At 73.4% G+C, this 20,288-nt stretch carries 21 protein-coding genes and 1 tRNA gene; 9 read left to right on the top strand and 13 right to left on the bottom strand.

All coding sequences use genetic code 11. The features are described 5' to 3' along the window. Positions 1–266 precede the first annotated feature (266 nt). The 4 genes from ABZ079_RS04385 to ABZ079_RS04370 form a co-directional block, all read right to left on the bottom strand. The gene (locus ABZ079_RS04385; RefSeq protein WP_356937878.1) at positions 267–1,166 is read right to left on the bottom strand and encodes a hypothetical protein; all 900 of its coding nucleotides are present in this window, start codon (positions 1,164–1,166) and stop codon (positions 267–269) included. A 5-nt stretch (positions 1,167–1,171) separates the two neighbouring features. Beyond that, positions 1,172–1,858, bottom strand: coding sequence for a hypothetical protein (locus ABZ079_RS04380; RefSeq protein WP_356937877.1), 687 nt, complete (start codon positions 1,856–1,858; stop codon positions 1,172–1,174). A 98-nt stretch (positions 1,859–1,956) separates the two neighbouring features. Next, complete coding sequence (locus ABZ079_RS04375) at positions 1,957–2,361, bottom strand: nuclear transport factor 2 family protein (RefSeq protein ID WP_356937876.1); 405 nt, start codon at positions 2,359–2,361, stop codon at positions 1,957–1,959. A 95-nt stretch (positions 2,362–2,456) separates the two neighbouring features. Next, positions 2,457–3,179 carry a YafY family protein gene (locus tag ABZ079_RS04370; protein ID WP_356937875.1) on the bottom strand — a complete coding sequence of 241 codons (723 nt, stop codon included), beginning with the start codon at positions 3,177–3,179 and terminating at the stop codon, positions 2,457–2,459. A gap of 102 nt (positions 3,180–3,281) precedes the next feature. On the opposite strand from ABZ079_RS04370, the gene ABZ079_RS04365 reads away from it, so the two are divergent. Then, positions 3,282–3,800: a GNAT family N-acetyltransferase gene (locus ABZ079_RS04365; protein ID WP_356937874.1), complete on the top strand. Its 519-nt coding sequence runs from the start codon at positions 3,282–3,284 to the stop codon at positions 3,798–3,800. Here ABZ079_RS04365 and ABZ079_RS04360 read toward each other — a convergent pair. Further along, positions 3,784–5,823: an MDR family MFS transporter gene (locus tag ABZ079_RS04360; protein WP_356937873.1), complete on the bottom strand. Its 2,040-nt coding sequence runs from the start codon at positions 5,821–5,823 to the stop codon at positions 3,784–3,786. The genes ABZ079_RS04365 and ABZ079_RS04360 overlap by 17 nt on opposite strands. A 130-nt stretch (positions 5,824–5,953) precedes the next feature. Between ABZ079_RS04360 and ABZ079_RS04355 the strand changes: the two genes are divergently transcribed. Continuing rightward, a complete protein-coding gene (locus tag ABZ079_RS04355) occupies positions 5,954–6,916 on the top strand; it encodes a peptidoglycan-binding protein (protein ID WP_356937872.1) in 963 nt (320 codons plus the stop codon). A 178-nt stretch (positions 6,917–7,094) separates the two neighbouring features. On the opposite strand, the gene ABZ079_RS04350 is transcribed toward ABZ079_RS04355, so the two are convergent. Together ABZ079_RS04350 and ABZ079_RS04345 are read right to left on the bottom strand one after the other, a co-directional pair. Continuing rightward, positions 7,095–7,751, bottom strand: a complete 657-nt coding sequence (locus tag ABZ079_RS04350) for an HAD-IA family hydrolase (RefSeq protein ID WP_356937871.1) — start codon at positions 7,749–7,751, stop codon at positions 7,095–7,097. A 153-nt stretch (positions 7,752–7,904) separates the two neighbouring features. Further along, entirely contained in the window at positions 7,905–8,486 is a 582-nt protein-coding gene (locus ABZ079_RS04345) for a TMEM165/GDT1 family protein (protein WP_356937870.1), read from the bottom strand. A 373-nt stretch (positions 8,487–8,859) separates the two neighbouring features. Between ABZ079_RS04345 and ABZ079_RS04340 the strand changes: the two genes are divergently transcribed. Continuing rightward, positions 8,860–9,504: an HNH endonuclease family protein gene (locus tag ABZ079_RS04340; RefSeq protein ID WP_356937869.1), complete on the top strand. Its 645-nt coding sequence runs from the start codon at positions 8,860–8,862 to the stop codon at positions 9,502–9,504. 202 nt (positions 9,505–9,706) lie between these two features. On the opposite strand, the gene ABZ079_RS04335 is transcribed toward ABZ079_RS04340, so the two are convergent. Further along, positions 9,707–10,321 carry a VTT domain-containing protein gene (locus ABZ079_RS04335; RefSeq protein WP_356937868.1) on the bottom strand — a complete coding sequence of 205 codons (615 nt, stop codon included), beginning with the start codon at positions 10,319–10,321 and terminating at the stop codon, positions 9,707–9,709. Positions 10,322–10,500: 179 nt separating this feature from the next. Further along, positions 10,501–10,956 carry a DoxX family protein gene (locus ABZ079_RS04330; RefSeq protein ID WP_356937867.1) on the bottom strand — a complete coding sequence of 152 codons (456 nt, stop codon included), beginning with the start codon at positions 10,954–10,956 and terminating at the stop codon, positions 10,501–10,503. 736 nt (positions 10,957–11,692) lie between these two features. On the opposite strand from ABZ079_RS04330, the gene ABZ079_RS04325 reads away from it, so the two are divergent. Then, a complete protein-coding gene (locus ABZ079_RS04325; RefSeq protein WP_356937866.1) occupies positions 11,693–11,845 on the top strand; it encodes a hypothetical protein in 153 nt (50 codons plus the stop codon). Positions 11,846–12,038: 193 nt separating this feature from the next. On the opposite strand, the gene ABZ079_RS04320 is transcribed toward ABZ079_RS04325, so the two are convergent. Continuing rightward, positions 12,039–12,269 (bottom strand): DUF2277 domain-containing protein, encoded by a 231-nt coding sequence (locus ABZ079_RS04320; RefSeq protein ID WP_356937865.1) that lies wholly within the window; start codon positions 12,267–12,269, stop codon positions 12,039–12,041. 93 nt (positions 12,270–12,362) lie between these two features. On the opposite strand from ABZ079_RS04320, the gene ABZ079_RS04315 reads away from it, so the two are divergent. Further along, positions 12,363–13,262 (top strand): 2-dehydropantoate 2-reductase, encoded by a 900-nt coding sequence (locus ABZ079_RS04315; protein WP_356937864.1) that lies wholly within the window; start codon positions 12,363–12,365, stop codon positions 13,260–13,262. Positions 13,263–13,432: 170 nt separating this feature from the next. Then, the gene (locus ABZ079_RS04310) at positions 13,433–13,771 is read left to right on the top strand and encodes a hypothetical protein (protein WP_356937863.1); all 339 of its coding nucleotides are present in this window, start codon (positions 13,433–13,435) and stop codon (positions 13,769–13,771) included. A 45-nt stretch (positions 13,772–13,816) separates the two neighbouring features. Here the strand turns inward: ABZ079_RS04310 and ABZ079_RS04305 are convergent. Continuing rightward, a tRNA-Val gene (locus ABZ079_RS04305) sits at positions 13,817–13,888 on the bottom strand. A 516-nt stretch (positions 13,889–14,404) separates the two neighbouring features. Here ABZ079_RS04305 and ABZ079_RS04300 point away from each other — a divergent pair. The 3 genes from ABZ079_RS04300 (at position 14,405) to ABZ079_RS04290 (ending at position 16,791) form a co-directional block, all read left to right on the top strand. Continuing rightward, on the top strand, positions 14,405–15,799 hold the full coding sequence (locus tag ABZ079_RS04300; RefSeq protein ID WP_356937862.1) for a hypothetical protein: 1,395 nt from the start codon (positions 14,405–14,407) through the stop codon (positions 15,797–15,799). 110 nt (positions 15,800–15,909) lie between these two features. Then, positions 15,910–16,515: a DUF4383 domain-containing protein gene (locus tag ABZ079_RS04295; RefSeq protein ID WP_356937861.1), complete on the top strand. Its 606-nt coding sequence runs from the start codon at positions 15,910–15,912 to the stop codon at positions 16,513–16,515. A gap of 57 nt (positions 16,516–16,572) precedes the next feature. Then, entirely contained in the window at positions 16,573–16,791 is a 219-nt protein-coding gene (locus ABZ079_RS04290) for a zinc ribbon domain-containing protein (RefSeq protein WP_356937860.1), read from the top strand. A gap of 205 nt (positions 16,792–16,996) precedes the next feature. Here the strand turns inward: ABZ079_RS04290 and ABZ079_RS04285 are convergent, their stop codons facing one another. Together ABZ079_RS04285 and ABZ079_RS04280 are read right to left on the bottom strand one after the other, a co-directional pair. Next, the gene (locus ABZ079_RS04285) at positions 16,997–17,827 is read right to left on the bottom strand and encodes an HAD family hydrolase (RefSeq protein WP_356937859.1); all 831 of its coding nucleotides are present in this window, start codon (positions 17,825–17,827) and stop codon (positions 16,997–16,999) included. Next, positions 17,827–20,283, bottom strand: coding sequence for a phosphoribosyltransferase (locus ABZ079_RS04280; protein WP_356937858.1), 2,457 nt, complete (start codon positions 20,281–20,283; stop codon positions 17,827–17,829). Before ABZ079_RS04280 ends, ABZ079_RS04285 begins: the two co-directional genes overlap by 1 nt. Between the last annotated feature and the right edge of the window lie 5 nt (positions 20,284–20,288).

Genomic DNA, 20,288 nt, shown 5'->3' with positions numbered 1-20,288 from the left:
TCCGGCGCAATGGGCTCATGGCCGAGCGAAAGCCACCGGATGTCCCGTTCGGGAGGGGCGTCTGCCCCGCTCGGACGTAGTGGAGAGCGGGGGAGGGGCGCGGAGCAGATCCGCGACGCGCCGGCGCGCGGCGAGTTCCGAGCGGCTGCCCACCTGGTGTCCAGGCCGCCGCCCGGCTCTCCGCTGGGAGGAAGCCGTATGACGTCGAGGAGGTCCTGCGCGCATGGCGGCAGCGCAGGGCTGCCGCCATGGGGGACGTGCCGGGGTCAGCTGTGCAGCAGTCGGCCGGCCAGTTCCCGGTAGTCGCGCAGGGCCAGCCGCAGTCGCTCGGTGTCGGTCTCGGCTCCGGGCCCGCGTTCCTCGGTGCCCTCCCACGACATGCGCAGGGTGCGGCGCCGCCGGGTCACGGCCTCGCTGAACCGCGCGGCGATCTCCTCCAGCGCCCGGTCGGCCTCCTCCACCGCGCCCCGGGGCTCGTCCACGAATCCGGCGACCACCTGCCGCATCCGCTGCTCGAAACGGTCCATCTCGTCGTGCGGCAGCAGCGGGGCACCGGTGCCGGAGGCATCATCGCCGTGGGCCGCCGTGCCGCCGGATGCGGCCGGGCCGCCCGGCGCCGCCGTCCCGGTGTCCGCCGTCCGGGACCCGGTCGTGCCGGCCTCGCGTCGGGCGACGCCCCCGGCGGACGCAGCGCCGAGCCCGTCGTCCGGCATCCGGCGCTTCTCGGACACCGGCTCCTCGTCGGCGTCCGTGCCGGGTGTGCCCGGTGCGGCCCGCCCCAGGTCCTCCGTGCCGGGTCGCAGGCCCTCGGAGCCGTGCGGCATGCCGTGCGCTGCGGAACCCGGTCCCGCGGCATCCCCGGAGGTGGGCGTTCCCGCCGGTCCCGGCGGTGGCTGTGCCGTGTCCTGCGGGGTGCGGTCGTCGGCCGTCAGGCCTTCCCGGCCGGCCCCGGCCGGGAAGGCCTGACGGCCGCCCGCAGCCTCGCCCGGAACCCGGCCCGCGCTCTCGCCCGGCGCCGGTTCCCCGGTCAGCCGCTCCTCCGGCCGGGCCTCCCTCGGCGTCCGGCCCCGTGCCGCATCCTCCGGCGCCCGTGCGTCGTCCGGCGTCCGCGGGGAGCGCCCGGTGGGGTACCGCTCGTCACCGGAGCCGGTCGTCTGATCCGTCATGACGCTCAACTCTCCTTCGGCCGGCTCCTGTGGAGGGCCCACGGCGCATGGGGGCGGGCATGGGAGCGGGTACCGGAGGTGGCCGGGGACCCGGCCGTGCCGGAAGACGCGCGGTGCCGGCCGGTGTCCGTGCCGGGGCCGGTCAGGTCGTCGAAGAGGGCGCGGGCCTCGACGAGGGCGGTCCTCATCTCCTCGGTCCCGGCGCCGGTGTCGCTCGCGCCGCCGCTCGTCCCAACGCGGGCCATCCGGTGCACCTGCCGGTAGCCGTCGACGTGCTCGGCGTGGTGGACGGACAGCGCAGCGAGCTGCTCCTCGTACTGCCCGCCCTCGGGGTAGCCACGGACGGCGGCCAGCTCAGCGAGCAGCCGGTCGGCCTCGGCCACCGCTTCCCGGGGCGAGTCGACGAAGCGTTCCTGGACGGCCGTCCAGCGGGCCGCGTACCGTTCCTGCCCGTCGCGATCCAGCGGCCGTTCCCGCAGGTCACCGTGGCGTTCTAGGCGCCGGGCCAGCTCTCGTTCGGCGGCCTTGGTGTCCCCGTCGTGCAGGGCCACGGTCCGCTGGTACTCGGGTCCGAAGCGTCGCTTGAGGCTCGGCCCGCCGCGCCGTGTGCGGCCGAGAGTGAGAGCGGCGGCGCCGCCGACGACCACGACCGCCGCGATCACGATCAACAAAATGATCAGGCCTGTGGACATGGTTGCCTTCCGATCGGACCGGCCCCGCTGGCCGGTTCTCCCTTCGGGTGACCCGGAAGACAGGCGACAAACGGCGGCCGGTACGCGAAGGCTTCGGGTCAGTCCGCGAAACGGCGCAGTCCGGTCACCGACCACACGGTGGCGATGCGCCCCCGCACCACCTCGAACAGGTCGATGCCGCTCCGCTGCGCTCCGTCCGGCCGGGTCACGTACCAGCAGGAGGCGACCCGTCCGAGTCCGGTGTCCACCAGCGGGGTCCCCTCGACGGCATACCGCAGGCCGGGCTTCTCCGTGCGGAAGGCGGAGATCAGGCCGACGATCCCGGCCGGTCCGCGCACCGCGTCGGTGGCCGCGTTCTCGGGGTCGTTGCCGAACCGGATGCGGAAGTCGGGTGCGAGGAAGTGCTCGGGGTCGGTGAAGTCACCGTTCCACAGGGCGGTCCAGCGCTCGAAGAGGGCGAGGCCGGTCTCGGCGGTGAGGGTCTCGGTCGTCAGGGGGGTCATGGCTGATATGCCCTTCCGGTCACGGGAAAGATCCCACGGCTTACGGGCCTTCAGCCTCCGTCCCGCGCGCGACACCCCCCTGTCGGTGTTTGCCGTCACATCACCGCCGTCACATCGAGGGGTACGGCGTCCGAACCGAGGGTGTCGAGGGTCGCGAGGTCCACGGCGCGGTGCGGGGCCCGTTCGTCCAGGGCCGTGACGCAGCGGATCCGGTCCAGCCGGAAGCCACGGGGTGCGTCCCGCAGCCGGCACCAGGCGGCCAGGTACCAGTGCTCCGTGGCGCCGAGGAAGCCGAGGGGTTCGACGTCCCGCGCGGAGACCCGGCCGGCCGCGTCGGCGTACTCCAGACGCAGCACCCGGCCCGCCGTCAGCGCCTCACGCAGGGCGGTGGGCACCATCGGCCGGGCGGGCCGTGCCGGGCGCGCCGCCGGAACGAGCACCCGTACCCGCCCGGACAGTTCGTCCGCCGCCCGTCGCTCCCGTTCCGGCATGACGGCCAGCACCTTGTGCAGTGCGCTGCGCGCGTCCGTGGCGAACGGCGTCCCGTCGAGGGCGTGGAGCGCCACCGCGAGGGCGGTCGCCTCGGCCGGGGTGACGGTCAGTGGTGGCAGGGTGCGCTCTCTGTCGAGGACGTAACCGCCGGTGCGGCCCGGTTCGGCGTGGATCGGCACGCCGGACTGCTGCAACGCGGCCAGGTCCCGCTCGATCGTGCGCGGGCTGACTTCGAAGCGCCGGGCGAGCGCGCGGGCGCTGCGGGGGCGGGGCGCTGCGGCGCGCAGCTCCTCGACGAGGGCGTAGAGGCGGTCGGTGCGGTTCACGACGCCCAGTCTCCGGAAAATCACCCCGCCCCGCTCGGCCCGGGGCGAGGTCACGCATATCCGGTTGCGAAGGGTGCGCGCCGGCGCCCGACAATGGCCGGCATGACGTGGACGATCGCCCCCGAGCCCTACGACTCCTCGGTCGCCACCGCGCTGTGGCGGGCGTACTACACGGAGGTCAGCGACCGCTGGTACCTGCTGCACGCGGGGCACCGCACCGACCCCGACGAGCTGGAGCGGGAGATCGCGGCCAAGCCGGGGTCCGAACTCGCCCCGCCGAGCGGGCAGTTGCTCATCGGCCGGTACGAGGGGAAGCCGGCCGGTTCGGCGGGCGTACGGCTGCTGGACCCGGACACGGCCGAACTCACCCGGGTCTTCGTGGTGGAGGGGATGCGCGGCAAGGGCGGGGCTCCGCTCCTCGTCGCGGCCGCCGAGGAGGCCGCCCGCGCCCTCGGCGCCCGGCGGATCGTCCTCGACACCCGCTCCGACCTGGTCGAGGCCCGCTCCCTGTACGCCCGCCTCGGCTACACCGAGACGGGTCCGCACAACGACGACCCCTACGCCGAACACTGGTTCCGCAAGGAACTGGTGGCGACGGAGTGCGTCAACGGGCCTTCTTGACCGTGCCGTTGTGCGGCCGTTCGCGTTCCGCTCCGCACAGTTCGCCGGTGAGTTCCTTGACGAGGTGCATCAGGTCGGTCGAGCGGTCCGGCTGCCACCAGTCGCCGAGCAACTCGGCGAGGGACTCCTCACGGGCCGTGGCGAGCCGTTCGGCGACCTCGTGGCCGGAGTCGGTCAGCACCAGATCCAGACCCTGACGTTGGGCGAGGCGCCGTTCCTCGACCTGGCGGGCGGCGGCCATGACCGCCTGGAGCGGGACGGGGGTGCGCTCCGCGAGCACGGCCGGCTCCACCGAGCCGTACCTGCGGATGCGCAGCAGCAGCCAGCTGGCCGCGGGCAGCAGATCGTAGCCGGCGCGTTCGGTGATCTCCCGGTAGATCTCGCGGCGGCCCTCTCGGGTGCCGAGCACGGACAGGGAACGGCACACCTCGTCGTAGGAGGAGCGCTCCACCGGGTTGGGCGGAAGGGTCTCGGAGACGTCGGGCGCGGTGACCGAACCGCGCAGCCGGTCCTCCTTCAGGAACCAGGCCAGCAGGAAGCCGAGCAGGGCGACCGGGGCGGCGTACAGGAAGACGTCGGTGATGGCGGACGCGTAGGCGTGCAGGGCGGCCGAACGCAGCGCGGGCGGCAGCGCGGCGATGCCCCGCGGGTCGGACTTGAGCGCGTCGGCGGTCGCGCCGGGCGGCAGCCTCACCCCGCGGAGGGCGTCGGCGAGTTTGTCACCGAGGCCGCTCGCGAAGACCGTGCCGAAGATGGCGACGCCGAAGGAGGCGCCGATGGAGCGGAAGAAGGTCGCGCCGGAGGTGGCGACGCCCAGGTCCTGGTAGGAGACCGCGTTCTGCACGATGAGCACCAGGACCTGCATCACCAGGCCGAGGCCGAGGCCGAAGACGAAGAAGTAGACGCTCGTCTCGGTGGGCGAGCTGCGCTCGTCGAGCCGGTGCAGCAGGAGCAGGCCGAGGGTGGTGACGGCCGTTCCGGCCACGGGGAAGATCTTCCAGCGGCCGGTGCGGCTGACGATCTGCCCGGACACCGTGGACGACAGCAGCAGCCCGAACACCATCGGCAGCATGTGCACGCCCGACAGCGTCGGGGAGACACCGTGCACGACCTGGAGGAAGGTCGGCAGGTAGGTCAGCGCACCGAACATGGCGAAGCCGACGATGAAGCTGATGACGGCGGCGAGCGTGAAGGTGCGGATGCCGAACAGCCTGAGCGGCAGGACCGGTTCGGTGGCCCGGCGTTCCACGGCGACGAACGCCACGGCGAGCAGGACGCCCAGCACGGCAAGAGCGATGATCTGTGCCGAGCCCCAGGCCCAGGTCGTGCCGCCGAGGGAGGCGACGAGGACCAGGCAGGTGGCGACCGCGGCGATCAGGAAGGTGCCGAGGTAGTCGATGACATGGCGGGAGGTGCGGCGCGGGATGTGCAGGGCGGCGGCGATCACGGCGAGGGCCACGACGCCCACCGGCAGGTTGACGTAGAACACCCAGCGCCAGCTCAGATGCTCGGTGAACAGCCCGCCGAGCAGCGGCCCGAGCACGCTGGTCGCACCGAAGACGGCGCCGAACAGGCCCTGGTAGCGGCCACGTTCGCGCGGCGGCACGAGGTCGCCGACGATCGCCATGGACAGCACCATCAGCCCGCCGCCACCCAGGCCCTGCAACGCCCGGAAGGCGATGAGCTGGGGCATGTCCTGCGCCATGCCGCACAGCGCCGAGCCGATCAGGAAGATCACGATGGCCGTCTGGAACAACCGCTTGCGCCCGTACTGGTCGCCGAGCTTGCCCCACAGCGGGGTCGCGGCCGTCGAGGCCAGCAGATAGGCGGTGACCACCCAGGACAGGTGCTCCAGGCCGCCGAGGTCGCTGACGATGGTGGGCAGCGCGGTCGACACGATGGTCTGGTCGAGCGCGGCCAGCAGCAGCCCGAGCAGCAGGGCGCCGATCGGGACGAACACGCTGCCCGGAACGTGTTCGCCGCTGCTCACGTCCTTCGCCGCGCCGTGCGTGTCCAGGGCCATGGAGACCTCCCGGGGCTCGAGTGCACCTCTTCCATCGTGATCGGTGTCACCGTTTATGGCCTCTTGAGCCCTGCGGATGTGGAGGAAGTCCGCATAGTCTCTGAAGTTCGTGAGGGGAGGGGGCGAGCGCGTGAGTGAATCCGAGGGCCGCACCTGCCCGGAATGCGGGGCGCCGAGGGGACCGGACCACACCCCGTCGTGCGACTGCACCGAACGGGCGTCGGAGGCCCTGCGCGAGGCACGCACGGCCGAGGCGGCAGCGGCGGAGGACTTCGATCCTCTGCGGATACGGCCGTACGTGGACGTGGAGCAGCCGCGGCCGGCCCCAGCCGCGGCCGGCGCGTCAGCCGACGCGGAGACCCGCCCGGTGCCGGCCGTCGAGGCCCCTCGGCCGCTGCGCGCAGCGGTCGGGCCGACCACGGCGGGCCTGCGGATGTTCGAGGCCGGCGGGACGGACGAGCCCGGTGCGGCGGAGCCCGCGGCCGAGCGGCCCCGCCGCCGGTCCCGGCGCGTGGTTCCGCTGGCCGTCGCGGGAGCGGGCGTGGCGGTCGTGGTGGCGGCCGGCTTCGCCGGCGGACCGTTCTCGTACCACACGCCGTCCCGGGACCGGGCGGCCGAGGAGGTCAGGGAGAGCGTCCCGGACGTGACCGCACCGGGCCCGGCGTCGCCGACGGCACCGGGGGCACCGGCCGCGTCCCGGCCGCCCGCGCAGGCCCCCTCCACGTCGGCCGCCCCGAGCCCGTCGCCCTCGCCGTCGTCGTCCCCGAGCCCCTCGGCGTCCCGCAGCCCGTCCGGCTCCGCCTCCGCCACCCCGTCACCCGTGACGGTCTCCGCGCCCCCGGGAACCGCCCCCGCCACCCCCGCCGTCGCGCCGGTGCTTCGGCGCGGCGACTTCGGCCCGGAGGTCACCGAACTCCAGCAGCGGCTGCGTGGGCTGAACCTCTACGGCGACCAGATCGACGGCTTGTTCACGCGCCCGGTCGAGGACGCCGTACGCAACTACCAGCTGGCCCGGGGCGTCCGGGGCGACGAGCCGGGGGTGTACGGACCGGCGACGCGGGCGAGCCTGGAGGCGGAGACGCCGGAGCCGTAGGCGATGCCGAGTCGTTCCTGGCCGGTCGGACGGTTCCCCGCGCCCTTGGGCGGCCGTGCCGGGCCGGCCCTCAGAGGCGGGGGGAACCGCGCGGGAGCCCGCCACGCACCGGCACCCACACCCGCACCCCGCGCCCCGCGCCCCGCGCCCCCGCATGATGTGCAGCCGGGTCGTGCCGTCAGCCGACGTGCAGCCGGATCGTCCCGTCGTCGAGGGCGTCGACGGTCACCTGCGTCAGGTCCCGTACGACGACATCGGGCGCGTGGGAGCCGGCGCGCGGGCCGACACCCACGACCCGCATCCCCGCGGCGCGCCCCGCCGCGATGCCCGCGCCGGAGTCCTCGAAGACGACGCAGTCGGCCGGGTCGATGCCCAGCTCGGCCGCGCCCTTGAGGAAGCCCTCGGGGTCGGGCTTGCTCGCGCCCACCGACTCGGCGGTGACACGGATCTCGGGCAGGGGCAGCCCGGCGGCGTTCATGCGGGCGGTGGACAGGGCGACGTCGGCGGAGGTCACCAGGGCGTGCGGGAGACCGCGCAGGGAGGCGAGGAAGGCGCTCGCGCCGGGGATCTCGATCACGCCGCGGGTGTCGGCGGTCTCCTCGGCGAGCAGGCGGGCGTTGTCGGCGAGGTTCTGCTCGACGGGCCGGTCGGGCAGCAGGAGGGCCATGGAGGCGTGCCCCTGCCGGCCGTGCACGACCTTCATCACCTCGTCGCCGTCCAGCCCGTGCCGCTCGGCCCAGCGCCGCCAGACGCGCTCGACCACGGCGTCCGAGTTGACGAGGGTGCCGTCCATGTCGAGCAGGAGGGCATGGGCGGTGAGGACGGTGGCCGGCATCGGCAGCTCCAACCGCAGGAGGGACAAAGGGGACAAGGCGGCCCCGCCCGCCGGTCAGGGAAAACGGGCGGGAGCCACTTTGTTTCTCCACGGTACAAAATCCGGAGCGGGTTCCGCCACCGCCTTTCGGCGAGGGTTCACCGTCCGTTCGGCTCAGCCGGCCACGGCTTCGTACAGACTCCACACCCCGAGGCCCAGCATCAGCAGTGCCGCGACCTGCGTGATCAGCCGCAGCGGCACCCGCTTCATCAGGGCCTTTCCGCCCACGATGCCGAGTCCGGCGACCGCCCACAGGCCGAGCACCGCGCCGAGTCCGACGGAAACCGGGTCGTCGTAGCGGGCGGCGAGATTGGCGGTCATGATCTGGGTGAGATCGCCGAACTCGGCTACGAGGATCAGCGTGAAGCCCGTACCCGCGACCTTCCAGAAGGACTGGTCGGCGGGCTTCTCGATCTCCTCCTCGTCCTCGTCCTTCTTCAGCAGCAGCATCGCGGCCCCGCCGAGGAAGAGGACGCCGGTCAGGGCGTGCACGATCTGCTGCGGCAGCAGGGTCAGCACACTGCCCGCGGCGACGGCGAGCACGACGTGCAGCAGGAAGGCGGCGGCGACCCCCGCGAAGACGTAACCGGCGCGGTAGCGGGTGCCGAGGACGAGGCCGGCGAGCGCGGTCTTGTCCGGCATCTCGGCCAGGAAGATGACGCCGAAGACGAGTGCCGTCACGGTGATGCTGATCAAGGTTCCTCAATCGGTCGGGGCTGCCCCGCCGAGAGTGCGGTACGTCACGCGATGACACCTCGGCACGGCAGCACACTCGGCGCCCGTGCCGGGGCACGGGCGTGCACTGCTTGCCGAAGGTCTCGCTGGCGGTCCTGACGAGGTCCGCCTCCGGGCGCCGGCTCAGGCTGGCTGAGCAGTGTGTCGACGGTCCGGCGAAGAGCTACTCCCCTTCTGCGCTGCCCATCGTACGGGATGTGAAAGTTCCGCAGTGAACCTTGTCGTGTCATGAGCACGTCACTAACTTCTTACCGAGCGCTCACCCGCCGTCAACGCGGCACCGCGAGCATTCCCTCGCTCGCGCCCAACACCCCCACCCCCCAAGGGAGTTCCCATGCCCAAACTCTACGCGCGTCGACGGCTGAGCGTACTCGCGACCCTCACCGGCCTGACAGCCTCCGCGGCCCTGTTCAGCGCCCCGAGCGCGTCCGCCGCCCTCCCCACGCCGGTCAGCGCCGCCACCGCCCGCAGCTACCTCTCCCAGCTCACCGTGGCCACCGAGAACCGCACCGGCTACAGCCGCGACCTGTTTCCGCACTGGATCACCATCAGCGGCTCCTGCAACACCCGTGAGACGGTCCTGAAGCGGGACGGCACGAACGTCACCACCGACTCCTCCTGCGCGGCCACCGGCGGCAGCTGGTACTCCCCCTACGACGGCGCCACCTGGACCGCCGCCTCCGACCTCGACATCGACCACCTCGTGCCGCTGGCCGAGGCCTGGGACTCCGGGGCGAGCAAATGGACCACGGCCCAGCGCCAGGCCTTCGCCAACGACCTGACCCGGCCTCAGCTCATCGCCGTCACCGACAACGTCAACCAGGCCAAGGGGGACCAGGACCCGGCCACCTGGCTCCCGTCCCGTTCCGCGTACGTCTGCACATACGTCCGCGCCTGGGTGCAGGTGAAGTACCACTACGACCTCTCGGTCGACTCCGCCGAGAAGAGCGCCCTGACGAACGACCTGGCGAGCTGCTGACCTCTCGAGGAATCCGGGCGAGCGGGGCCCGCCGGACCAGGCCGGCCTCCGCTGCGTCCGCGGACCGGACGGCGCCGGGCCATCCGGCCGGGCAGCGGGTCAGCCGACTGGGCGGCGGGTCAGCGGGCCCGGCTGACCCGCCGGATCGACCCGGGCACCCGATCAACCAGCCAGGTGCCGGATCAACCGGCCGGGCACCCGATCAGCCGACCGGGCGGCGGCCCACCAGGTACCCCGCCACGCCGCCCGCCGCGAACAGCGCGGCCACCGAAACCGCCGTGGCCAGCCAGGTCGCGCCCAGCCACTGGGCACCGAAGTAGCCGAGGGCGACGCTGTAGGCGGCCCAGGACAGCCCGGCCAGGGCGGACCAGGGCAGGAAGTCGCGGGCTCGGCGGTGGGCGGCGCCCGCGCAGAAGGAGACGACCGAGCGGCCGGCCGGGGCGAAGCGGGCCAGCACGACCAGCGCGCCACCGCCCCGGGCGAGCGCATCGCCGAGACGTTCCTGCGCGGTGGTCAGCCGCTTGGAGCGGGCTATCGCCCGGTCCAGGCGCTCCCCGCCCCGCCAGGCCAGACGGTAGGCAACCAGGTCACCGAGGACCGAGGCGGTCGCCGCGGAGAGGATCAGGACCAGGATGTCCGGCACGTCGTGCGGGACCCGGCCCGCCGCCGCGCCCGAACCCGCGGCCGCGGCCGTGCCGGCCGTGATGACGAGCACGCCGCTCGGCAGCACCGGCACGAACACGTCAAGGAGCACGGACAGGGCCACCACGGCATAGATCCACGGTCCGGCCGCAAGCGACCCCACGCTCTCGAACACGACGACTCCCCACCGCTCCCCCGTTGACAGCCATACAGCGTACGCCGGGGGTGTGACGGAGTGTTCTGCGGGGGCGTCGTGGGAGCGCCACGGCGTCCGGGGCGCCGGGAAAGGGAACGGGACGGCACCCTCCCCCCGCACGGCCGGGGAAGGGCGCCGTCGCTCACGTGCCGGTGCGGTCAGGCCGCTATGGAGGTCCGCTCCGCGGCGGGTTCGCCGTTCACCGCCGCGCGCCGGCCGACGAGCCGGTCGAGACCGAAGGCGCCGGAACCGGTGAAGACGAGCAGGAAGAACGCCCAGCAGAACAGGGCCGCCGGCTCGCCGCCGTTCTGGATGGGCCACAGGGCGGCACGCTGGTGGACGTCGAAGTAGGCGTACGCCATCGAGCCGGAGGCGATCAGCGCGGCCCCGCGGGTGCCGAGACCGAGGAGCACCAGGCCGCCCGCGACGAGCTGGATCACGGCCGCGTACCAGCCGGGCCAGGTGCCCGCGTCGATCGTGCCGCCCCGGGTGCCCGCGGCGCCGCCGAGGACGCCGAAGAGGGAGGCGGCGCCGTGCACGGCGAAGAGCAGGCCGATGACGATGCGGAAGAGGCCGATGACGTAGGGCTGAGCGGTATCGAGGCGTGCGGACATGAGGGAGGTTCTCCTCTTCGGTGTCGGTCGGACCGGCCGGGGACGTGGCCGGCCGTGGGGGCGGCGGTACCGAAACGAGGGGCCAGGTTAGGGGAACCTAACCAGTGCTTGCAAGTTCAACATCTTGCCGTGCCGCCGTTTCCGCGCACGGTTCCGCTTAGGGAGCGGGCACGCGCACCAGGGTCCGCGCCACCGCAACGACATCCGAAAGCGTGACCGAGTCCACGCCCGGCCGGACCCCCGCAGTGGTCACACGGCGCACCCCTCCATCGACACCACCGACGCCAACTGCCCTGAATGCACGCTCTCGTGATGCTCAGTCAGGTAGTACGGCCGCCGGGTCACGGCCACTCCTCCGGTCTCGTAACCGTCCACGGTGTGCGGTCGGCCGCCTCCGCCCCGCGAGCAGACCCGCGAGCAACTCGTCGCCCGCGCCTCACATCCGGTTCCGGAAGACGCGTCTCATGAGCGTCGTCACCCGCACCGCCGACCCCGGCACCGCCGACCCCGGCACCGCCGACCCCGGCACCGCCGGCGAGTGCGCCGTCCAGCCCGTCGTCCAGCCCGTCGTCCGCCGCGCGGACCTCGCGCCGCGGACCGAGCACCTCCACCACGTCCGCCGCGAGCAGGGCCGGCGACTCTCGATACGGCGCCGGGACGGCCCGGCGGATGGGAAGGGGGTGAGCGGGATGTCCCAGCGGTCCGGGTGCGCGCGACGGAGGCGCCACTCACCCCCGTGGTCGACCACCAGCCGTATCTCGTTGCGCGGATCGCGCAGCTCGTCGAGCGCCGCCTCGAGCGGCCCGTGCACATGGCCCAGGGCGGCCTGCGCGGCATCCTCACGCAGATGCTCCAGCAGCCGCGCCCCACCACTCCCGAGGCCCCGTGAACTCCCGCTCCCCGTACGGCCCGGACACCGGTGTGCGGATGACGGGGGCGGTACGAGGGGTCGCGGGACACGGGAGGTCTCCGGGCACGCGGGCCCGTCGCGGCTCCTCCCGGCCGGTCACCTCCACGCGGCGGGGCCGCGTATCGGATACGCCCGGCGCCCCTGAGCCGGCTGCCCCGCTCCCCCCTCCCCCTTAATCGGCGGCCCGCCCGGAGTGGCCGCGTACCTCCAGGCCGCCGAGCAGTTCCGCCGTGGCCCGGGCCACGGCGTCCACCGCGCGGTCGAAGACCTCGCGGTTGTGGGCGGCGGGGGCCCGGAAGCCCGACACCTTCCGTACGTACTGCAGCGCGGCGGCATGGATGTCCTCGTCCGTGGCCTCATCGGGCAGCGCGGGCGGTCGCAGCGTCTTGATACTCCGGCACATGACCCCAGTCTCACGCACTCCAGGCATCCCTGCGATGATCACGCCGAAGGCGGCCACCGACTCCCGGGGCCGACCGTCGAAAGGAACAGCCTCATGGCGACCCAGCACACCATGGCCGTCCTCGGCCCCGGCGGTACGGGCGGCCTCCTCGCCGCCCTCCTGTCCCGCTCCGGCCACCGCGTCATCTGCCTGGCCCGGAACGGCACGGCGGACACCCTGCGCCGTACCGGCATCACGGTCAGCAGCGCGCAGTTCGGCGAGTTCACCGCCCCCGTCGAGGCGGACACCCGGCTGCGGGAACCGGTGGACGCCTGCCTGATCGCCGTCAAGCACACCGCGCTCGACGCCGCGCTCACCCGGATCCCGCCCGACGCCCTGGGCGACGCCCTCGTCGTACCGCTTCTGAACGGCGTCGAGCACCCCGCCGCGTTGCGCACCCGCTACCGCCCCGACCGTGTCGCCCCGGCCGTGATCCGCGTGGAGTCCACCCGCGTCGCACCGGGCCTGATCGAACACGGCAGTCCGTTCACGGAGATCGACCTCACCGGGGACGGCGTCCCCCACGCGCGTCTCGACGCGCTCGCCGCCGTCCTCGCCACCGCCGGTACGACCGCCCGCGTGGTCGAGGACGAGACGGCGGCCCTGTGGGCCAAGATGGCGTTCCTCGCCCCGTTCGCCCTGCTCACCACCCGGTACGGTCTGCCGCTCGGCGAGGCCCGCACCCGCCACCGGGACGAACTGCAGGCGCTGGTCGCCGAGACCACCGCCGTCAGCCGCGCCTGCGGCGCCCCCGCCGACCCCGCCCAGGCGCTCGCCCGCTACGACGCCTTCCCGCCCGGCGCCAGGTCGTCCATGCAGCGCGACGCCGAGGCGGGCCGTCCGCTCGAACTGGACGCCATCGGCGGGGCGTTGCTGCGCGCGGCCGAGCGGCACGGGGTACCCGTACCGGTGACGGCACGCCTGGTGCGAGAGCTACGGGACGCCGGCCGCTGACCCGGTCCGCCACCGCCCTGACCTCGCCGATCAGCGATCAGGGGCCAGGGCGGCCGGCGATCGTGCGCACGAAGAGGCACCCCGCCGATCGATCACCCGTTCGGCTGAACCTCCCCGCAACCTCACGAACGAACTCGACCCTCAAAATCGAACAGGCGTAGCATTGCCGCGTGGCTACGACCTATGAATTCCCCAGTGACCTCCTCGCCGGCCAGGAGGAGCTGCACCAGGTCCGGGCCGAGTTGTCGGCCCTGCTCAAGCGGCTGCCCTGGTCGGTCGAGCCGATGGACGGCTTCAGCGACGACACCGGCTGGCGCAGGACGGAGCGGCCCGCGTCCCCCGGCTGGACGGCGGACGAGCAGGCCGAGGTGGAGAAGCTGCGGCGCCGCGAGCACGAACTCGCGGTGTTCGTCAGCACGCACCGCTTCTGGGCCGAGGTCGCGGCGGCGGACCGCATGGATGCCCGCTCGAAACTCAAGCACGCCCACGAGCGGACGGCGGAAGAGTAAGGCACGAGAACGGCCCCCCGGAGACGTCTCCGAGGGGCCGGCCGGTGGGCGCGGACGGTTTCGAACCGCCGACATCCTGCTTGTAAGGCAGGCGCTCTACCCCTGAGCTACGCACCCTGAACGCCTGGACCGCGAGCCCAGGCCGAGTGGACAGACTACCTTGCCGGGGCCGGTGCACCGCAAACCCGCGACGACCACGCCCACGGGCCCCGCGCGGCACGCACGGGGGTTGACCCCACCCCTGATCCGGGAGGTCGCCGGTCGGGGCGGGGGTGATCATGCATCGTCGGTGACGGACGGTCGCCCGGTGCTCCAGGGCTCCGTCGCCGTCGACCGCGGGCCCGAGGCCGGCCGTCGAACTCCGCGGCGCGCCGGGCGCGGTGACCGCCCCCAGCGGCAACGGTGTGGTGACCGCCTCCCCGCCTACCGCCGGCTACCACCGGAAGGCCGGGTAGGACGACGGGCCGGTTTCGGCCGGCGCACCGGTGGACGACCGGAGCCGGCACAACCCGTCCGGCCGGTCCGCGAACGGCAAAGTCACGGTACACGCCGCGAACTGACCGGCCCGTGTGTTCGTCTTCAACTGGTGGGAGAATGACACCACCCAGGCGAACCACAGCACGGGAGAGGGATGTGACGGCGACACGGGGCACGCCATCGACGCGGCCGTACCCACCGCCGTCCAGCGCCCGGGCCCGGTCCGGGCCCACGGCCCTGCGGGACACCCTCACCCTGATCACGCTGCCCGTGCTGGCCGCGCTCGGGCTGTCCGCAGCGTTCGCCGGCGGGGGCACCCGGCGCTGGTTCGGGGGGCGGGCGGAGAGCCAGCGGGCGGAGGCGCAGAGCGCGAAGGACGCCGCGGCGGCCGCGTTCTACGAACTCGACACCTCCCAGCGGGATCTGCGGATCTCCATCGAGACCATCACGGCCGTGGACGACTCCCCCGCCGCCCGGCGCGCCGCCTCCGACTTCGAGGCGCTCGGCCGGCGTATCGACGAGGTCAGCCGGCAATACATCCAGGCCGTCGACGCCCATGATCTGGATCGGGACGGTCTGGAGGCCGCGCATGCCGCCCGGGCGCGTTCCGAGCTGACCGCGGCCAGGGACGAGCTGATACGCGTCAAGCAGGAGCTGGACCGGTTCGGCGACTCGCTCGGGCCGCTGCTCGGCACGGCCGAGACGCAGCTGGCCCGGCTGGCGCCCGCCGTGGAGCGGGCCCGGCAGTCGCTGCTGGCCGCGAGCAACGCCCTGGACGCCGTGCGGGAGCAAGGTCTCAGGGCCGACGATCTCGCGGCACGGCTGGCCGCCCTCTCCCCGGAGCTGACCAGGCTGAACCAGGGCGCCGGGCAGCACGGGGTCGCGCCGACACTGGAGCGGGCCGAGCGGGTGCAGCGGGAGGCCGGGGCGATCCGGGCCGAGGCCGAGCGGCTGCCGGAGAAGGCGGCCGAGACCGACCACCGGCTGGTGTCCCTGCGGACCAGGGCACAGGCGCTGACCACCCGTGCCGGGCAGGTGGATCCGGTGCTGAGCGAGCTGCGGCGCCGGTTCGTGGCCGCCTGCTGGCAGGACCTGCAGCAGGTGCCCGAGCAGGCCGCGGAGAACGTACGGCAGGCCGAGCTGAAGCTGCGCGAGGCGCAGGCGGCGCGGGACGCCCAGCGCTGGCCGGACGCGACCTCGCTGCTGTCGACCGTACGGGCCCTGCTGAACGCCACCGACGAGGCCGTCTCGGCCGCCGGGGAGCGGCTGCGGCGGCTGAACGCCGTGCAGAAGGATCCGCACGCGGAGATCGAGCGCACCCGGTTCGCGATCCGGGACGCCCAGCGGCTGGCCATGGCGGGCCGTACGACCCCGGATTCGCGGCACGCCCGGCCGCTGGACGACGCGGTGGCCCGGCTGGAGCGCGCGATCGGCGCGCTGGAGGGCCGGCACCCCGACTACTGGCACTTTCTGACCGAGACGGACGCGGTGCGGCAGACGGTCGCCCGGGTGGTGGCGCAGATCCGCGAGGAGCGCGGCGGCGGGCACTGAGGCGGGGCAGCGGCGGGCCGGGGGTCGTCCGCGTGTGTTGCCGGGTGGGGCCGGTCGGGCGGATATTGAAGTGGACGGATGGCCTCCGCTAGCGCCCGAGGGAGGCGGATATGGCCACACACGCAGCGCACACGAGGAACACCGGGGAACAGCCCCGGATGCGGCTGGACGACCACCTGCCCGTGGACCACCGGCTGAACAGGGTCTACCGGATCGGCGCGGGCCTGATCGGCGCGTTCCTGATCGTCTTCGGCATCCTCGGCCTGATCGACCACATCGGCTTCTTCAACACCGGCGGTGACACGGTCACCGGGCTGAACACCAACGGCGCGCTCAGTGTGCTGTCGATCTGCATCGGCCTGCTGCTGCTGGTCGGCATGGTGATCGGCGGAAACTTCGCCTCGACCCTGAACATGGTCCTCGGCGTGCTGTTCCTGCTGAACGGCTTTCTCTTCCTCGGCCTGCTGGACACCAGCAGCAACTTCCTGGCGTTCAAGATCCAGAACGTGTTCTTCAGCTTCATCGTGGGCCTGCTGCTGATGACCTTCGGCATGTACGGCCGGGTCGGCTCGTCCCTGCCGCACGACAACCCGTACTGGCGGGCCCGTCACCCCGAAGCGGACGAGCAGGAGTGGCGTGCGCACGAAGTCGGCACGCCGCCGGCCAACCGGGCGCTGCGCGGCACGCGGGACGCGCACCGGCCCCAGACGGAGTGACCGCGCAATCGGCCGTGGGCCCTGGGGACAGGGACCACGGCCGGTTAGTCTGTGCCCATGCCTCGCTATGAGTACCGCTGCCGGACCTGCGGCGACACCTTCGAACTGAGCCGTCCCATGGCGGAGTCCTCCGCCCCCGCCGACTGCCCCGCGGGCCACGACGACACGGTGAAGCTGCTGTCGACGGTGGCCGTGGGCGGCACGTCGAACGCCTCTGCCCCGGCCCCGCAGGCGGGCGGAGGCGGCGGCTGCTGCGGCGGGGGTTGCTGCGGCTGACCCCCAGGCTGACCACCAGGGTGATCACCGGGTGTTGGCCTACGGCCGGTGGTCTACAGCCGGTGACTACGCCCGGTGGCCTACCACGTTGGGCTATGCCGCAGGACCTACCAGTGTTGGCCTGCGTAGGCAGGTCTACAGGCGTCGGCCCCACGCATGGTGGCTGGGCGCCTAGACCTACAGGCGTTGGCCAACCCGTGTTGGCCTACGCCTGTTGGCCCGCTGCCGTCGCCCCCCGCGTCACCCTGAGGAACTCCCGGACGATCCGCTCCCCGGCCAGTACTCCCCGCTCCGGCAGCGCGCTGATCTGCGGGGCGGTCCAGCCGGTGTCGGCCAGTTCGCCGTGGCCGGGGCGCCAGCCGCGGTCGGCGGCGAGGAGCAGGTCGGCGTCCAGGAGGGAGTCACCGGCGGCCAGCGTCAGTTCCGCGCCCGTACGGCGGGCGACTTCGCGCACGGCGGCGCTCTTGGTGAGCGGCTTCGGTACGGCGTAGATCTTGCGGCCCTGCAGGGAGACCGTCCAGCCGCGGTTCTCCGCCCACACCGCCAGTTCCTTCACCCAGTCCTCGGGCAGCAGCTCGCGCTCGACGACGAGGTAGGCGAAGAGGTCCTCGGCGACCCGGTGCTTGCGCACCCAGACCGGATCGGCGGACCGGAGCAGATGTTCGCGGACCTCGTCCAGCGACGCGCACTCGTCGGCGAGCCTCGCCTGTACGCCCGTGTGCCAGTCGGCGTCGGTGACCCCGTCCACCAGCAGGTGGCCGCCGTTGGCACAGATCGCGTACTTCGGGGGCGGTCCGGGCAGGTTGATGCGCTGGTACTGCTTGCGCGTCCGGGTCGTGGTGGGCATGAAGACGGCCGTGTCGCCGAGGTCGGTGAGCAGCTGGGCCGCGGTCTCCGTCATGTAGGAGAGCGGCTTGGCCTCGTGCACCTCCACGCACAGCAGCCGGGGTGCCCGAGCGTCGGGCATGGTCAGCGCGAGGGCCGCCGCGGAGTAGATCAGCGTACGGTCGAGGTCGCTCGCCACGAGCACCGGCATCAGACGTTCACCGCCTTGCCGTCGGCGCCCGTGGCGCCCCGCGTGTACTTGGGGTGGATCAATCCGACGCACGTGTACGGCAGTTCACCGACCTCCTCCACCGGCACCCCGCGCTGCTCGGCGAGCAGGCGCACGTGGTCCAGGTCGGCGCCGGCCCCTTCGCGGGCGAGGATCTTCCACGGCACCCGGCGCAGCAGTACCCGGGTGGTCTCGCCGACGCCGGGCTTGACGAGGTTCACGTCGTGGATGCCGTACTCCTCGCTGATCCGCTCGACGGCCCGCCAGCCGGCCCAGGTCGGGGTGCGGTCCTCGGCCATCAGCTCCTTGACCGCGGACTCGACGGTGTCGGCGACCTCGGGGAAGCGTGCGGAGACGGCGTCGAGGAAGGCCACGGAGACGTCGGCGCCGGCGAGTTCGCGGTAGAACTTGGCGCCGTGGAAGTCGTCCGGTCCGACCAGGTCGGCGCGCAGGACCGTACGGGATATCAGCCCGGAGACGGTCGAGTTGAGGCAGGCGGAGGGGATGAGGAAGTCCTCGCGGGTGCCGTAGGTGCGTACGCAGGAGCCCGGGTCGGCGAGGACCGCGATCTCCGGATCGAAGCCCGTGACGCCCTGCTTCGCCTCGAACTCCTGAATGGCCTGGGCGAGTTCGCGGGTGATGGCACCCTTGCCGGTCCAGCCGTCGACGAAGACGACGTCACGGGGGTCGTGGTGGGCGGCGAGCCAGCGCAGCGCGTTGGCGTCGATGCCCCGGCCGCGGACGATGGAGACGGCGTAGTGCGGGAGTTCGAGGCCGTGCCGGAACCGGGCCCAGCGGCGCATGAGGGCGCCGATCGGGGTGCCGGCGCGGGCGAGGGAGACCAGCACGGGGCGGGGCGAGCGCTCGGTGATCACCGTCTCGGTGACCACGCCGACCGCGTGGGCGAGGCGGGCGGCGGAGGCGTCGAGAGCGGTCTGGAACAGCTCCTGGTACTGCTCGCTGGGCTGGTACTCCACCGGCAGCGACTCGGCGTAGTGGGCGCCGCCGCTCTGGATGGCCTCCTCGCGCTCCTCGGTCGGCGCCTCCAGGGTGACGTCGGAGAGGTCCTGCAGCAGCCAGCCGACCTCCTCGGGCGCGTACGAGGAGAATGCGGGGCCGCGGAGGGGCTCGGGCAGCATGGCCGGCCTTTCGGGAGCGTGCGGGGGCTCGGGGACGTAGGAGGGGACGACCGCGAGCAGGACGCGCGGGGCGTGCGCCGCGAGACGGGCCAGCAGGCCGTCGGGGGCGTGCAGGGCGGGGGTGTCGGCGACGGAGTCGACGACGGCGACCACGGCGTCGTAGCCGGCGCCCGCGACGTTGTAGGCGTAGCGCTCGCCGGGACCGTCGGCCGGATCGTCGTGGGCGGGGAAGACCAGGCGGGTGCGTATCGCGTAGCCGGGGTCGTCGAGGGCGAGGACGGGTGAGCGGGTGGTGGTGGAGAAGCGCACCTCGGCGTCCGCGACCCGCTCCAGCTCGTGTGCGAGGCGCAGCGGGGCGTACATCAGCTCCTCGAAGCCGAGGACGAGGACGCGGCGGGTGCCGGCGGGCAGGGCCTCGGCCATGCGGGCGGCCATGGCGGGCAGCGCGGCCTCCAGGCGGGCCCGGTGGGCGGGCGTGAAGCCGTGCCGGCCGCCGTCGGGCAGGCCGGAGGGCCAGGGGAGGTCGACACGGGATACGCGGCCGTCGTGGCCGGACGAGGGGGAGAGCCGGCCCTCGGCGGACTCGTACCGCGCAACCAGTTCCCGGCCCTTCTCCAGCACCCCCTCCGGCAGGAGCACCGTCCCGGACGCCGTGGCGATCACGTCCACCCGCGCCCCGATGTCATCCGCGAACCGCCGGAGGCGGGCCGTGTCCTCGGCGGAGCGCATGTCGACCAGGGCCACCACCACGTACCGTCGGCGCGGATGGCGTTCGTGGAGGTCGCGGATGGTGTTGAGGACCGTGTTGCCGGTGGAGAACTCGTCGTCGACCAGGACGAGCGGGCCGTCGCCGGCCAGCAGGGCGGGGTCCTCGGGGAGCAGCAGGTGGGAGGTGGCGTGGGAGTGGGACTCCTCGAAGCCGCCGGCGGAGGCGACACCGGGGACCGGGCGGCGCGTGGAGTGCAGGTACGGGGCGGGGCCCAGGCCGTCGGCGACCGCGTGGCCGAGGCCGGTGGCGGTCTCCGCGTAGCCGAGGACGACCGCCTGGGCCGCCTCGGTCTCGCCGAGCAGCTCGTGGACGCGGCGGCCCAGGCGGAAGCCGTGGCCGTAGACCACGGACGGTGACTGGGGGACGTGCTTGCCGAGCACGTTCGAGACCAGCAGGTGGGCCCGCCTGGGGTTGCGGCGCAGCGCCAGCCCGAGCAGGGCCGGCAGCCCGTCGTCGCCCACGAGTTCGACCCCGAGTCGCTCGGCGACCCAGCTGCCGGACCAGACCCCGTCGTTCACTGCGTTCTTCATGCGTT

This window comes from Streptomyces sp. NPDC006314 (genome assembly GCF_040613075.1).
Classification (GTDB): domain Bacteria; phylum Actinomycetota; class Actinomycetes; order Streptomycetales; family Streptomycetaceae; genus Streptomyces.
The sequence above is the reverse complement of the archived record's forward strand: the minus strand, read 5'-3'. Positions and strand labels throughout refer to the sequence as shown.